This window comes from Deinococcus marmoris (assembly GCF_001949125.1).
GTDB classification, from domain to species: Bacteria; Deinococcota; Deinococci; order Deinococcales; family Deinococcaceae; genus Deinococcus; species Deinococcus marmoris_A.
In genome coordinates, this window is sequence record NZ_MSTI01000137.1 from 20,309 (window position 1) to 32,077 (window position 11,769).

The window sequence follows — 11,769 nt, forward strand, 5'->3', positions numbered from 1 at the left end:
CCCTGGAGCTGACCGCACCCGATCTCGCGTGACTGTTGCTGGGGCTGCTGGCTTTCGGGGCGGTATGGCTGTGGCTGGCGTTGCGTTGGGTGGCAAACGTTGGCGTTTTGACCGTGGCATCAGTTGGCCCTGATTCTGGAGGGTGCCCTCCAATGTCCGGCCCGGCCCGGTTCTATACTTTGCCCGAACGCGAACTTAATCCCGGTGGCCCTGACCTGTCGTGTGCCGAAGCTGTCGGCCCCTCTGGCCTGCCGTCCTCACCCATTCGCGCGGAGGCTTCAGAGATGCAGAGCAATCACAGTCCAGACGGTCAGCAGAGTTACGACTACGTGGTGATTGGGGCGGGTTCGGGCGGCTGTGCCGTTTCCGCCCGTTTGCAGGAAAGTGGGGCGCAGGTGCTGCTGCTGGAAGCCGGGGTGCCCGACGAAACGCCCGAAATCCACATCCCCGCCGCCTTTCCCAAGCTGTTCAAGTCTCCGCTGGACTGGAATTACGAGACCGAGGCGCAGGAACACCTGAACGGGCGCAAGCTGTACTGGCCGCGCGGCAAGATGCTGGGCGGCAGCAGCAGCATCAACGCCATGATCTACATTCGCGGCCACCGCGCCGATTACGACGGCTGGGCGGCGGCGGGCAATCACGGCTGGGGCTACGACGACGTCCTGCCGTACTTCCTGAAGGCCGAGGATTTCGAGGATGGGGCCAGTGAATTCCACAACGCAGGCGGCCCGCTGCACGTCGAGAACCGCCGCTACACCCACGAAATCTGCGACGCCATCACTGAGGGCTTCAAGGAACTGGGCCACCCTGCCAACGATGATTTCAACGGCGAGAACATGGAAGGTGTGGGCCGGTTCCATGTGACCCAGAAGGGCGGCGCGCGGCACTCGGCGGCGGTGGCGTACCTGCGCCCAGCCCTGGCAGGCAGCGGCCCCGGCAAGCTGGAAGCCCGCACGGGCGCGCATGTGACGCGAATTCTCTTTAAGGGCAAGAAAGCCGTGGGTGTGGAGTATCTGGACGGCACCGAAACCCGGCAGGTCATGGCCGGTAAGGGCGTCATTCTGGCGGCAGGCGCGATCACCAGCCCGCATCTGCTGATGCTGTCGGGCGTGGGCGAGCGGGCGCAACTGGAAGCGGTGGGCGTGGAAGTGCTGCACGATCTGCCAGGGGTGGGCCAGAACCTGCAAGACCATCTGTTCGTGCCCGTGGTCTACGACACCGAGACAGCGGGATTGAAAGACGCCACGAGCGAGGCCCAGATGACCCTGTATATGTCTGAGCAGCGCGGAATGCTGTGCAGCAACGTGGGTGAGACGGGCGGTTTCATGAAGACCGATCCGTCGCTCCCCGCCCCCGATCTGCAATTCCATAACGGCGCGGCGCTGTTCGTGGACCACGGTTTTGCCGAGCTGGACGGCTACCATTACACGCTGCTGCCCTCGCTGGTTGCTCCCCGCAGCCGGGGCCAGATTCGCCTGGCCAGCGCCGATCCGCAGGCCCGCCCGCTGATCGAACCAGAGTACCTCTCGGACCCACATGACATGGACGTGCTGATTGCCGGGGTGAAGCTGGCCCGGCAGGTGGGCGACACCGAAGCCCTGTCCAGCTACCGCCTGAGTGAAGTGATGCCCGGCGAGGCCGTGACCGAACGCGCCGATCTGGAAAATTACATCCGCGAGCAGGCCATGACCATTTACCATCCCGTCGGCACCTGCAAGATGGGCAACGACGATCTGGCAGTGGTGGACGACGAATTGCGTGTCCGTGGCCTGGAAAATCTGTGGATCGCCGACGCCAGCGTGATGCCCGTGATTACGCGCGGCAACACCAACGCGCCCACCATCATGATCGCGGAAAAGGCTGCCGATCTGATTCTGGGCCGGGCTGCTCTGCCTGCGCGGGGAGCCGAGGCGATGGCCGTATCTGCCGATTGAGATAAAAACTGAGCAGGGCGTTACGGCGAAGATTGTTCGTCTGTAGCGCCCATTTTCATGTGTGCCTCTGCGGGCAGGCGCGAGCGCAACAGCTTTCCTGTTTGTGTGCGGGGCAGCGCGTCCAGCAGCGTGATTTTCTGCGGGCGGAACATGCGCGGCAGCAGCGGGCGCAACTCGTCCTGAATCTGTTCCGGGGTGATCTCGCAACCGGGCTTCGGCACGATAAAGGCGTGGATGCCCGTCCCGAACTCGGTGCAGGGGACGCCCACCACGGCACACTCGGCCACGGCATCCAACGCGACGATGCGTTCTTCCAGGCTGGCCGGAAAGACATTCTCGCCGCCGCAGATCAGCAGTTCGTCGGCGCGGCCATGCAGGGTCAGGCGGCCCGCCGCGTCACGGGAGGCCAGATCGCCCGTGTCGTGCCCGTTGACGATCACGCGCCCCACTTCTCCGCGAAGTTCGAGATTTACCCCCGGCAAGGTCCGCCCCACGCTCCCTGGCGCAGCAATCAGATCGGCGGGCGTCGCCAGCGAGATCAGGCCCGTCTCGGTGGAGCCGTAAAGATTGAACAGCACGTCCCCGAAGTGGTCCAGCGCTATTGTCGCCAGCGATGCGCCGAGCGGGGCCGAGCCACAGATGATGGCGCGCAGTGTGGGTGCAGCCTGCGTACCGGGCACGTCCAGCAGTCGGTGGAGGAGGGTGGGGACCAGCACCAGAACTTCGATTCCTTCCATTTGCAGCGTGCGCCATAGATCCTGCGTGTTGGGGCGGCACAGGTGCAGGGGTGCGCCCATTGCCAGACCCATGCCCAGCGTCGCCAGCCCGTGCCCGTGAAACAGCGGCAGGGGCAGCAGCGTCGGCGCACCCGCCCGGAGTGGCAGGGCATCCAGCAATGCGCCTGCCATCCTCAGCCCGGCCCGCAGACCCACGCGCGAGCGTACGGCTTTCGGCGTTCCCGTGCTGCCGGAAGTCAGCAGGACCAGCGGGCCGATGCGGGGTAGACGCAACGGGGGAGACTTCGCATTCGCAGGTTTTAACTCAGCGAGGGTCAGGACTGTCAGACCCGCTTCCACCTCCTCGCGTAGCCGCTCTGGCCAGTCGCCGTCGCAGATCAGCAATCGCAGGCGTTGTTCACGCCCCACCCGCCCGATTTCGGTGGCAGAAAATGAGGTGTTCAGCAGAACAGTTCGCGCGCCGATACGAACGCAGGCCAGCAGGGCAGCCACAGAATCTGCGCTGTTGCTGCACAGCAGGCCCACCGCCTCGCCCGGTTTAATCCGGTGAGCGAGAGCGGCGGCCATTGCATCGGCCCGCGCCAGCAAATCCGCGTAAGTGAGTGAACCGTTCTCGTCCACAAGAGCCACAGCATTCGGCATCTGGTGCGCGTTCCAGGCAACTAGCGCATACAGCGTCGGCCCGTGCCTGAATACCGTCCAGACCAGCCCCAGCGTGTTCAGCACTGGCCGATAGCCGAGGACACCCGTGCGCCGGATTGCTGATAGCAGGCTCACTTTCTTTGGTCTCGCGTGAGCCGCCGCTCCAGCTCTTCCAGACCGCCCAGCGCCCCGTCCAGCACGTTCGGAAACAGCAGCGCCGCCACCTGTTGCCCCTTCAACCACCACGGGGCCACCCGGCGCACGGGCTTGACGAGTGGATAGACCACCGACTGCGCGGCTTCCAGCGGGGTCAGGGCCGGGGCGAGGCGATAGGCGCGGGTGGGCGCGATCATGCGGGTGCGGACCAGCGGCAGATACACGCTGGCAACGCGCACGCCACGTCCGCGCAGCTCATTGCCCAGACTGCCCAGCCACAGGTCAAAGCCCGCCTTACTGCCCTGGTACGCCGCCCAGCGCGGAATGCCGGGGGGCAGGGCCGAGGCGCTGGACACATTGACGATCACTCCACCGCCCTGCGCCACCATGCGCGGCAACAGCGCCAGCAGCAGCGCGGCAGGCCCAGTGAAATTGACGGCCAGCAGGCGGCCCAGATCATCCTTCTCCCCGGATTGGAGGACTGGGCGGCGAATGGAATGCCCCGCGTTGCTGATGATGACGTCGATTCGGGGGTGGTTCGCCTCAATTTGCGCGGCCATGGTCTTTACTGTCTCCGCATCGGTCAAATCCAACTGATAAACGCTGGCCTGCCCGCCTGCCGCCCGAATCTGAGCGGCCACCTCTTCCAGCCGCTCTCCGCTGCGTGCCAGCAACAGCACCTCCGCGCCACACGAGGCCAGCAGCCGCGCCGTCGCCTCCCCGATGCCGTAGGACGCGCCCGTGATCAATACCGTCTGGCCGCGTACCGCCACCCCCAAGCGCCATGAATCGTGGCAGGCAGGCGGTGATAGGAGGAACTGGCGCAACAGGGTCAGAGGCGGGGCCATTTCAGGTCAGCCTCTAGCCCACCGTTTCCATTGCCCGTGGATAGCTGCCGATGATCTTGGCGTAACTCGCCTTGCGCAGCACCCCCGCCAGTCCCTGGGCCACCTTCGGGTCACGGGCATCGCCCTCGATGTCCACGTACATCAGGTAGCTCCAGGCGCGGTCCCGGCGCGGGCGGCTCTCGATGCGGCTCAGGTTCAGGCCGCTCAGCTCGTTCAGGGTTTCCACCAGAAAACCGGGGGTGTGGCGCACGGCGAACACCAGACTGGTCTTGTGTGGCACGTCGCTGGGCGCGGGTTCGTGCTTGGAAAGCACCATGAAGCGGGTGTAGTTGAACGGCTCGTCCTCGATCTCGTGGGCCAGGATGTTCAGGCCGTACAGTTCGGCGGCGCGGCGACTGGCGATGGCGGCCTCGCCCTGCCCACCTCCTGCCGCGCCGCGCTCGGCCAGTTCACGCGCGCTTCCGGCGGTGTCGTGGGCGGCCACGGGTTGCAGGTTGTACTTGCGGATCAGCCCGGTACACTGGTCCAGCGCGGGCTGCTGGCTGGCCACGCTCTTCAGGTCCGCCAGTTCCACCCCTGGCAGTGCCATCAGGCAATGGCTGACGCGCACCACCACCTCGCCGATCACGTATAGCTCGGTGTCGCTGAGCAGATCAATCGCCTGATGAATAGCGCCCATCAGGCTGTTTTCCACCGGCAGCACGCCGTACTGCGCCTCGCCGCTCTCTACCGCCTGCGCCACGCCGTGAAAGGTGGGGTAGCCGCGCGTCTGCCGGTCTGTGCCCACTGCTGGAATAGCGTTCAGCGCGGCGATCTCGCCGTATGCGCCGGGATTGCCCTGAAAGGCGACGGTGATGGACCCAGAGCTGCCAGATTCAGAGCCGACAGGTTCAGAGGCGACAGATTCAGGCCCGGACGGGGGCACGGCTTTACTCACGGCGCTCACTCATGACCGTGAGGCTAGCGCACAGCGCTGGCATGGCCGCAAAGTCAGGGACCGTCAGAGGTTCGATAGCAGGGGGACCAGGCCGCCGCCACCGCATCACCCCACACAGCCCTCGCTCCAGCCCTGCCGCTACAGTGTTCCGCATGACCCTGCCCCTGCCCGATCCCATCCTCGATCTGGACGCCACCGATCTGGCCGACGCCACCCGGCGCGGCGACCTGACCTGCGGCGAGGTGACGCGCACCTATCTGGAGCGGCTGGAAGCCCTGAACCCCCGCCTGCGTGCCGTGATCACCATTCACCCCTACGCCCGCGCTGAGGCCGACGCGCTGGACGCCCTGAAACCGGAGAAACGCGGCCCTCTGCACGGCTGCCCGGTGCTGATCAAGGACAACATCGACGTGGCGGGCCTGCCCACGACGGCAGGCAGCGCGCTGATGGCCGCGCATATGCCCACGGTGGACGCGTCGCTGGTGGCCCGGCTGCGCGCGGCGGGCGCGGTGATTCTGGGCAAGGCCAACATGACCGAGTGGGCCAATTTTATGACGCTGGGGATGCCCAACGGCTATTCCTCGCAGGGCGGGCAGACCGTCAATCCCTGGGGCGAGGACTTTGACACCGGAGGCAGTTCGTCGGGCAGCGGCGTGGCGGTGGCCGCGAGGCTGTGCGTGGCGGCGATTGGCACCGAGACCAGTGGCAGCGTGGTCAGTCCGGCGCATCAGAACGGCGTGCTGGGATTAAAGCCCACGCTGGGGCTGATTCCGCGTACCGGGATCGTGCCGATCAGCCACAGCCAGGACACGGCGGGGCCGATCACCCGCAGCCCCCGCGACGCCCTGCTGCTGCTCTCGGTGATGGCCGGGCCGGACGAGCGCGACGGGGCCAGCCGTCTGCGGCCCGTGCCCGAACTGAGGCTGACATCCAATGCCCTGAGCGGCGCGGTGGTGGGCATCGTGACCGACGAGAAGGGCGTTTCGGAGGCCGACGCCACCAGCCTGAAACTGGCCCGCACTGCCCTGGAGAGGGCCGGTGCCACGGTGCGCGATGTGACCTTTCCCAGCCGCGCCGAGCTGAACAGCAATGGCGTGATGCTCGAAGTCCTGGAATATGAATTCAAGGGGGATCTCAACGCCTATCTGGCCGGGGTCACGGACGGTCCCCGCACCGTGGCGGACGTGATCGAGGGCAATCAGACCCAGGCCGAACGCTGCCTGAAATATGGCCAGACCTTCCTGCACGCCGCCCAGGGCACGCGCGGCGACGCCAGCGAGCCGGGCTATGTGCTGGCCCGCGCCCGTGACCTGCGCCTGACCCGTGAGCAGGGCTTCGATCTGCTGTTTGCGGGTGGGCTGGACGCCGTGGTCTTTCCGGGCATCCACGGCTGCGCGCTGGCGGCCAAGGCGGGGTATCCCAGCGTGGCCCTGCCGGTTCATGCGCCGGACTCTGCCCCAGAGACCCGGCCCGGAGGCGTGCTGCTGGTGGCCCCGGCAGGCGCGGACGCCCCGCTGCTGTCACTGGCCGCGCATCTGGCCGAACACTCGGAAGGTGGGGTAGGCGGCGTGCGTTTTCCTGTACTGAACTAGGTTGTCGGCCCCTTCGGACAGCCGATCTCGCGGTCCGAGAAATGGCGTTCTCCAGACAAACGGCGGCCAATTGTGACCTTTATAGTGAGTGGCATATGAAAATTCGTGTGGCTGCCGCCGTCCTCGCCGCGTCGCTGTTGTCCGGGGCCGTCCTGTCTGGTTCAGCGGTGGCACAGGTGTTGCCCAAGGCCACGCGGGACAAGATCGTCCAGTCCACCGTGATGCTGATGCCCACCGGAGCAGACGGCAAGATCGACGGTTCGCTGGGCAGCGGCAGCGTGATCAGCCCGGCAGGGTACATCCTGACCAACTTCCATGTCATCGGGGACATCGACAGCCGCAAGGTTTCCGAGTGGATTCTGGTACGCACCGTCAAGTTTGTAGACCGCGAACCCGAACCCACCTACTGGGGCAAGGTGGTGGCTGCCGATGCCAACCTGGATCTGGCGGTGGTCCGCATTCTGGAAACCTACGATGAAAAGCCGGTGGGGGCGCTGAATCTGCCCTTCGTGGAACTGGGCGATTCCAACGCGCTGACCGTGGGCGATCCGGTCTTCGTATTCGGCTTCCCTGGCACGGGCGGCGATACCCTGACCTACACCAGCGGCTCCGTCAGCGGCTTTACTGGCGAGAACCTCCAGGGCAGCGGGCGGCAGTGGATCAAGCACGACGCCCAGACCGGCCCTGGCAACTCGGGCGGCGGCGTCTTCGATGAAAAGGGCCTGCTGATCGGCGTCAACAGCGCCATCAACATCAACAAGTCCAGCAGCACCATCACCCCCTTCGCCCGTCCGCTGGCGGTGGCCTGGGGCCTGATCACGCCCAATGTGCCGCGTTTCGTGGTGCGCGGCGCAGGGTCTGGTGGGCCGACGGCTTCCGCGCCTGCCAGCACTGGCCAAACCAGCACTGGCCAAACCAGTCCTGGTCAGTCCAGCGCCGCGCCCCAGCCCAAATGGCCGCCCACCATCGCGCTGGGGCAGAGCTATCAGGTCAGTATCCAGCGCAGCAGCGGCACGCCCAAGACCCAGAGCTGGGCGCTGACCCTGAAAGACCGCGCCGATAACGGTGATCTCAAGGGCACCGCGACCCAGGGCAGCCAGAGCCAGACCGGATATGTCGCCTACGACAAGAAAGCCGATCTGGTCTGGATCGACCTGACCCGCGACGGCAAGGCCATGACCAGTTGTGCTTTCGAGGTCAGTGGGCTGCGGACCAGCCCGTGGGTGGGGCGCGCGTTCTATTACAGCGATACCAATGCCGACCCGGAGCGCATCGGCGACTGTCAGGCGCTGGTCAGGACCGGGGCGGCCCCTGCCGGAAACGCCGCACCCACACCGCCTGCTGGCGCGGCGGCCCTGAAATGGCCGGTCAAGCCCACCACAGGCCAGACCTGGACCTTTGAGATTCAGGGGCGCGGCGTGTGGACGCTGCCATTGAAAGAGCGCTCGGACAAGGGCAATCCCACGGGGACGGCGGTTGCGCCGGGTGGGCAGAAGTGGACGGCGGTGTACTACTACATCAACGACAACGATAACGAGGGCGTGATCCTCGACATGACGGCAGACAATGAGGTGTACATAGGCTGCGAGTTCGTCAAGAGCAATCTGTCTGGCCGCAGTCTGCGTGGCAAGGCTTTCCTGTACGCCTCCCAGGATGACCGAGAGGGGACCGAACTGGGCAGTTGCGTCGCCACGCTGAAATAGTTCCTTCCGGTAGAACGGGGGGATGCGACGGTCAGAGCTGACGCTGTTCCAATTCCCGCACGCGCGCTTCCAGTTCCTGAATTCTCGTCCGCTCTGCGCCGCCCACCACGCTCCTGATCAGCCAGACCACCCCGGCAATAAAAGTGACACTGATGGCCAGGACAACCAGCAGCAGGATCAACTCCGATAGACCGAGATTGGGCATGCGGACAGCATAAGGTCCGGGTGCCCGGTGCCGTCTGGGGTGATGGAGTGCCGTCCGGGAAAATGGAAATAGGCAAAGGCTTAAGCCCCCGTTCGCGCGCCGAGCAGGTATGCTGTGCGGCGTGAGTCCCACCGAACCGCAGGCCGGAGGCCGCGCCGCTATCCGACTGTTGCAAGGCTATATCTGGCACGCCCAGGACGCCGACGTTGACCTGGAGCATTTCCTGCCCCGTGAGCTGGACCTGCCCACGCCGCCCGGCCTGGCCGAGCAGGAAAGTGCCCATGTGCTGTGGGACACGGTCAACCCGCCCTTTGCCTTTTTCGAGAATGGCGATCCCACCGCCTCTCAGGTCTTTTACCAGTTCACGGTGCTGCGCGTGTACGACGAGCGCCCCGACAACACCGAACTGCACGAGGACGCCGCAGCAGCCTCGCAGGCCCTGGGGCCGCTGCTGGACGGCACCCCGGAAGGCGTAGGCTGGCAGCTCTGGGAGGACCTGAGAGAGCTGTGATGGATAGGCGAGCGCTGTGATCGGCTGGCTCGACTTGCTGACCGAGGGTGACACCCACCCGCGTCGCTTTGACGGCCCGGCCAGTCTGCGCCCCTACCTGCTGCGAATCGAACGCCTGTCCGAGGAAGCCGCCGACGCGCTGATCGAGGACGGCCACGTCGCCCCGCCCCTGGCCCGCCGGGAGTACAGGCTGCGGCCCCTGCTCTCCTCCGCTTCACCGTGAGTGACTCCGGGGTTCAGTCCATAGAGCAGGAAACGGATGGCCCTATCGTCGCCATCCCTGTCTATGCGGGCGTCAGTGAACTGGAACTGGGCATTATGGTCACGGTCTGCCGGTTGTGCGGCGGTGAAGGCGCGGCCATCACGGTCAACCGCTCGCGCGCCAGCATCGTGACCGCTGGGGGGCTGGTCAGCACGCCGCATGTGCTGTATGCCGCCCTGCCTGAGCCTGCTGCTTTGCTGCTGCCCGGCGGCCCCGGAGCCTTGAAGGCAGCCCGCGATCCGTTGCTCAAAACCTTTCTCGCATCCTACGCCGCGCTACCTACCGGCGCAAGCGGAAGCGGCCTGCTGCTGCTGGGCGAGGCTGGCGTCCTAAACGGGCGCGAGGTGGGCGGCCCGGCAGATCTGGCCGATACGCTGTGGGGCCACGGCGCAGGCGACGTGCATGCGGGCGAGGTCTGGACCGATGCACAGCTTTGCACCACACCGGGCGGCTTCCCGGCCCTGCACGCCGCTCTGCATGTCGCCGCCGCCGTCTGGGGCGCGGAGGCGGCAGCAGATGCGGCGCGGCGGCTGGGTACGCTGTAAAGCGATTCGGCCCGATTCGCTGGGTCAAGACGCTGAAAATGATCTCTCGCCCCAAGTTGCGAGGGGCGAGAGGTCACTGGGCAGGCCGTCAGTGAAGTCGGCCCGAATTCAGTCCAGACCTTCGCCCCCGGCTACCCCGTCGAACAGGCCCTTCAACGGCCAGTTGCGAATCGGCGTCCGCGTGCCGCCGATGCTGAAGTTCTCGGATCCCAGCATGCGGGTTTCCATCTCGTCGCGTTCTTCCTGCGACATCTGGCCCAGGCGGCTGTTCGGCCCCATCTGGGTGCCGTGGGCGGCCAGCGCGGCTTTCTTGTTCTCGCGGTAGGGGCTGACATCCATGCTGACTGCGATGGTGCTTTCCGAGACGCCGTACACTTCCGGGTCCAGATCCTGGCCCATGCGCGACAACCCCTTGGCAGCCTCCACATTCAGCGCCGTGAAATACAGCCGCTGCGGCCCGCCGTAGGGCAACACGCCCGTGCTGAAGAAGGCGGCGGTGGCGGCCCGGTTGATCTGGAGGTGATCGATGTGGCCGTACCCCCCGTGCGGATCGAAGGTCACCAGCACCTGCGGCTGATATTCCGCGATTACGGCGCGCAACTTGACCTCGATCTCCAGCGGCGTCACGTTCATCATCGCCAGCGGATCGTCATAGCGGGTGCGCTCGAAGCGGCCCGAGTCGTGGAAGTCCAGAAACACGGGTTCGGGGATTTCCAGCGCCTTGCACGCCTCGCGCAGCTCGTGTTCGCGCTGCTGGCCCAGGTCGTCCACGGTCATGCCCGGCACGGTGATCTTGCCCGCCTCGCCTCGGTTGGCGCAGACCAGTTGCACGCGCACGCCCTTGCGCGCGTAATGCGTCAGCGTGCCGCCGACAGAAAATGCCTCGTCGTCGGGATGGGCGAAAACGGCCATCAGGGTGGGTTTAGAGGAGGACGCATCGTGTGAATCGGTCATGCCCCGGAGTCTAGTGCGGGAACGCGCCCGGCCCGCGCAACGTATCTGAAAGCATGAAGCCGTCTCCAGAATCGGGCGTGCGCGGCACGGACTGGCCGCCCAGGCAAACGCCACCTGTAACGTCCGGTCCATTGTGGCTCTTGGCCTTGAGGGAAACGCGCAGAGACGCGATGTATGCCGTGGTGGACGCCCTTAACTTCTTCGCCTTCGACGGCTGGTGGCAGGCCAGAGGCAAGCCCCAGCATCGGCCCATCCGGCGCAGGCGTTAATTCGATGCGAAATGTCCTCAGCTCTCTCTGGGCCGTGTTCCGCGCCCTGTTCCTGGGAGTGATCGGTCAGCCGGACGGCGGCACCGAGCCGGAAGCCCAGGCCAGAAAGGCCCGTCAGCGCCAGCGAGTGCAGGAAAATCGGCCCAGCGGCCCCCTCCAGACCCTGGGTACGCTGGTCCGCACGGCCTTTTACGCTGCCATCTTTCAGCCGGACAATCATCCCCAGGACGGCGAGGACTCTCCGGCTTCCAGACGCAAACCGCGCAGATAGAAGTCCCACACGGCGTCCGGCCAGGTCTGGTAGATCAGGCGGCGGTTGGGCACGTCGGCGGCCTCCAGCGCCTCGCCGATGGCGCGGTAAAAGCGGCTGCCCTGCTGTTTCATCGCCAGCGCCGTCCAGTACACTTCGGCGGCCATCAGCGTTTCCAGGCGTTCGGCGTCCATATCCATGCCCCCATCATGCCTGACGCAATC

General features: G+C 65.9%; 14 protein-coding genes. 8 read left to right on the plus strand and 6 right to left on the minus strand.

The features are described from left to right. Nucleotides 1-152: 152 nt before the first annotated feature. Nucleotides 153-1,934: a GMC family oxidoreductase gene (locus BOO71_RS19605; RefSeq protein WP_217694915.1), complete on the plus strand. Its 1,782-nt coding sequence runs from the start codon at nucleotides 153-155 to the stop codon at nucleotides 1,932-1,934. Nucleotides 1,935-1,954: 20 nt separating this feature from the next. Here the strand turns inward: BOO71_RS19605 and BOO71_RS19610 are convergent, their stop codons facing one another. Genes BOO71_RS19610 through BOO71_RS19620 form a run of 3 tightly spaced genes read right to left on the minus strand, consistent with a single transcriptional unit; the run spans nucleotide 1,955 to nucleotide 5,173 of the window. Next, nucleotides 1,955-3,397: an AMP-binding protein gene (locus BOO71_RS19610; RefSeq protein WP_075835242.1), complete on the minus strand. Its 1,443-nt coding sequence runs from the start codon at nucleotides 3,395-3,397 to the stop codon at nucleotides 1,955-1,957. Between the two features lie 47 nt (nucleotides 3,398-3,444). Beyond that, entirely contained in the window at nucleotides 3,445-4,317 is an 873-nt protein-coding gene (locus tag BOO71_RS19615; protein ID WP_075835244.1) for an SDR family NAD(P)-dependent oxidoreductase, read from the minus strand. Nucleotides 4,318-4,330: 13 nt separating this feature from the next. Further along, nucleotides 4,331-5,173: a prephenate dehydratase gene (locus BOO71_RS19620; RefSeq protein WP_139323069.1), complete on the minus strand. Its 843-nt coding sequence runs from the start codon at nucleotides 5,171-5,173 to the stop codon at nucleotides 4,331-4,333. A gap of 233 nt (nucleotides 5,174-5,406) precedes the next feature. Between BOO71_RS19620 and BOO71_RS19625 the strand changes: the two genes are divergently transcribed. After that, the gene (locus BOO71_RS19625) at nucleotides 5,407-6,846 is read left to right on the plus strand and encodes an amidase family protein (protein ID WP_075835247.1); all 1,440 of its coding nucleotides are present in this window, start codon (nucleotides 5,407-5,409) and stop codon (nucleotides 6,844-6,846) included. Between the two features lie 95 nt (nucleotides 6,847-6,941). Beyond that, nucleotides 6,942-8,549 carry a S1C family serine protease gene (locus BOO71_RS19630; RefSeq protein ID WP_075835249.1) on the plus strand — a complete coding sequence of 536 codons (1,608 nt, stop codon included), beginning with the start codon at nucleotides 6,942-6,944 and terminating at the stop codon, nucleotides 8,547-8,549. A 31-nt stretch (nucleotides 8,550-8,580) separates the two neighbouring features. Here the strand turns inward: BOO71_RS19630 and BOO71_RS27975 are convergent, their stop codons facing one another. Next, nucleotides 8,581-8,754, minus strand: coding sequence for a hypothetical protein (locus BOO71_RS27975; RefSeq protein WP_175607487.1), 174 nt, complete (start codon nucleotides 8,752-8,754; stop codon nucleotides 8,581-8,583). Between the two features lie 121 nt (nucleotides 8,755-8,875). Between BOO71_RS27975 and BOO71_RS19635 the strand changes: the two genes are divergently transcribed. Genes BOO71_RS19635 through BOO71_RS19645 form a run of 3 tightly spaced genes read left to right on the plus strand, consistent with a single transcriptional unit; the run spans nucleotide 8,876 to nucleotide 10,072 of the window. Continuing rightward, complete coding sequence (locus BOO71_RS19635; RefSeq protein ID WP_139323064.1) at nucleotides 8,876-9,265, plus strand: DUF3208 domain-containing protein; 390 nt, start codon at nucleotides 8,876-8,878, stop codon at nucleotides 9,263-9,265. A 16-nt stretch (nucleotides 9,266-9,281) separates the two neighbouring features. Continuing rightward, the gene (locus tag BOO71_RS19640; RefSeq protein WP_075835253.1) at nucleotides 9,282-9,488 is read left to right on the plus strand and encodes a hypothetical protein; all 207 of its coding nucleotides are present in this window, start codon (nucleotides 9,282-9,284) and stop codon (nucleotides 9,486-9,488) included. Then, nucleotides 9,485-10,072 (plus strand): transcriptional regulator, encoded by a 588-nt coding sequence (locus BOO71_RS19645; RefSeq protein ID WP_254843225.1) that lies wholly within the window; start codon nucleotides 9,485-9,487, stop codon nucleotides 10,070-10,072. Before BOO71_RS19640 ends, BOO71_RS19645 begins: the two co-directional genes overlap by 4 nt. Nucleotides 10,073-10,180: 108 nt before the next feature. On the opposite strand, the gene BOO71_RS19650 is transcribed toward BOO71_RS19645, so the two are convergent. Then, nucleotides 10,181-11,026, minus strand: coding sequence for a PIG-L deacetylase family protein (locus tag BOO71_RS19650; protein ID WP_075835255.1), 846 nt, complete (start codon nucleotides 11,024-11,026; stop codon nucleotides 10,181-10,183). Nucleotides 11,027-11,079: 53 nt separating this feature from the next. Between BOO71_RS19650 and BOO71_RS27205 the strand changes: the two genes are divergently transcribed. Further along, nucleotides 11,080-11,295: a hypothetical protein gene (locus BOO71_RS27205; protein ID WP_139323065.1), complete on the plus strand. Its 216-nt coding sequence runs from the start codon at nucleotides 11,080-11,082 to the stop codon at nucleotides 11,293-11,295. A gap of 4 nt (nucleotides 11,296-11,299) precedes the next feature. Next, on the plus strand, nucleotides 11,300-11,566 hold the full coding sequence (locus BOO71_RS27210) for a hypothetical protein (protein WP_139323066.1): 267 nt from the start codon (nucleotides 11,300-11,302) through the stop codon (nucleotides 11,564-11,566). Here the strand turns inward: BOO71_RS27210 and BOO71_RS19655 are convergent. After that, entirely contained in the window at nucleotides 11,512-11,745 is a 234-nt protein-coding gene (locus tag BOO71_RS19655; RefSeq protein ID WP_439823031.1) for a hypothetical protein, read from the minus strand. The genes BOO71_RS27210 and BOO71_RS19655 overlap by 55 nt on opposite strands. Nucleotides 11,746-11,769 lie beyond the last annotated feature (24 nt).

Coding starts and splice junctions, on each gene's coding strand:
- BOO71_RS19615 (WP_075835244.1), bottom strand. CDS start 4,317: ATGGCCCCGCCTCTGACCCTGTTGCGCCAGTTCCTCCTATCACCGCCT.
- BOO71_RS19655 (WP_439823031.1), bottom strand. CDS start 11,745: ATGGATATGGACGCCGAACGCCTGGAAACGCTGATGGCCGCCGAAGTG.
- BOO71_RS27210 (WP_139323066.1), top strand. CDS start 11,300: ATGCGAAATGTCCTCAGCTCTCTCTGGGCCGTGTTCCGCGCCCTGTTC.
- BOO71_RS27975 (WP_175607487.1), bottom strand. CDS start 8,754: ATGCCCAATCTCGGTCTATCGGAGTTGATCCTGCTGCTGGTTGTCCTG.
- BOO71_RS19605 (WP_217694915.1), top strand. CDS start 153: ATGTCCGGCCCGGCCCGGTTCTATACTTTGCCCGAACGCGAACTTAAT.
- BOO71_RS19650 (WP_075835255.1), bottom strand. CDS start 11,026: ATGACCGATTCACACGATGCGTCCTCCTCTAAACCCACCCTGATGGCC.
- BOO71_RS19625 (WP_075835247.1), top strand. CDS start 5,407: ATGACCCTGCCCCTGCCCGATCCCATCCTCGATCTGGACGCCACCGAT.
- BOO71_RS19630 (WP_075835249.1), top strand. CDS start 6,942: ATGAAAATTCGTGTGGCTGCCGCCGTCCTCGCCGCGTCGCTGTTGTCC.
- BOO71_RS27205 (WP_139323065.1), top strand. CDS start 11,080: ATGAAGCCGTCTCCAGAATCGGGCGTGCGCGGCACGGACTGGCCGCCC.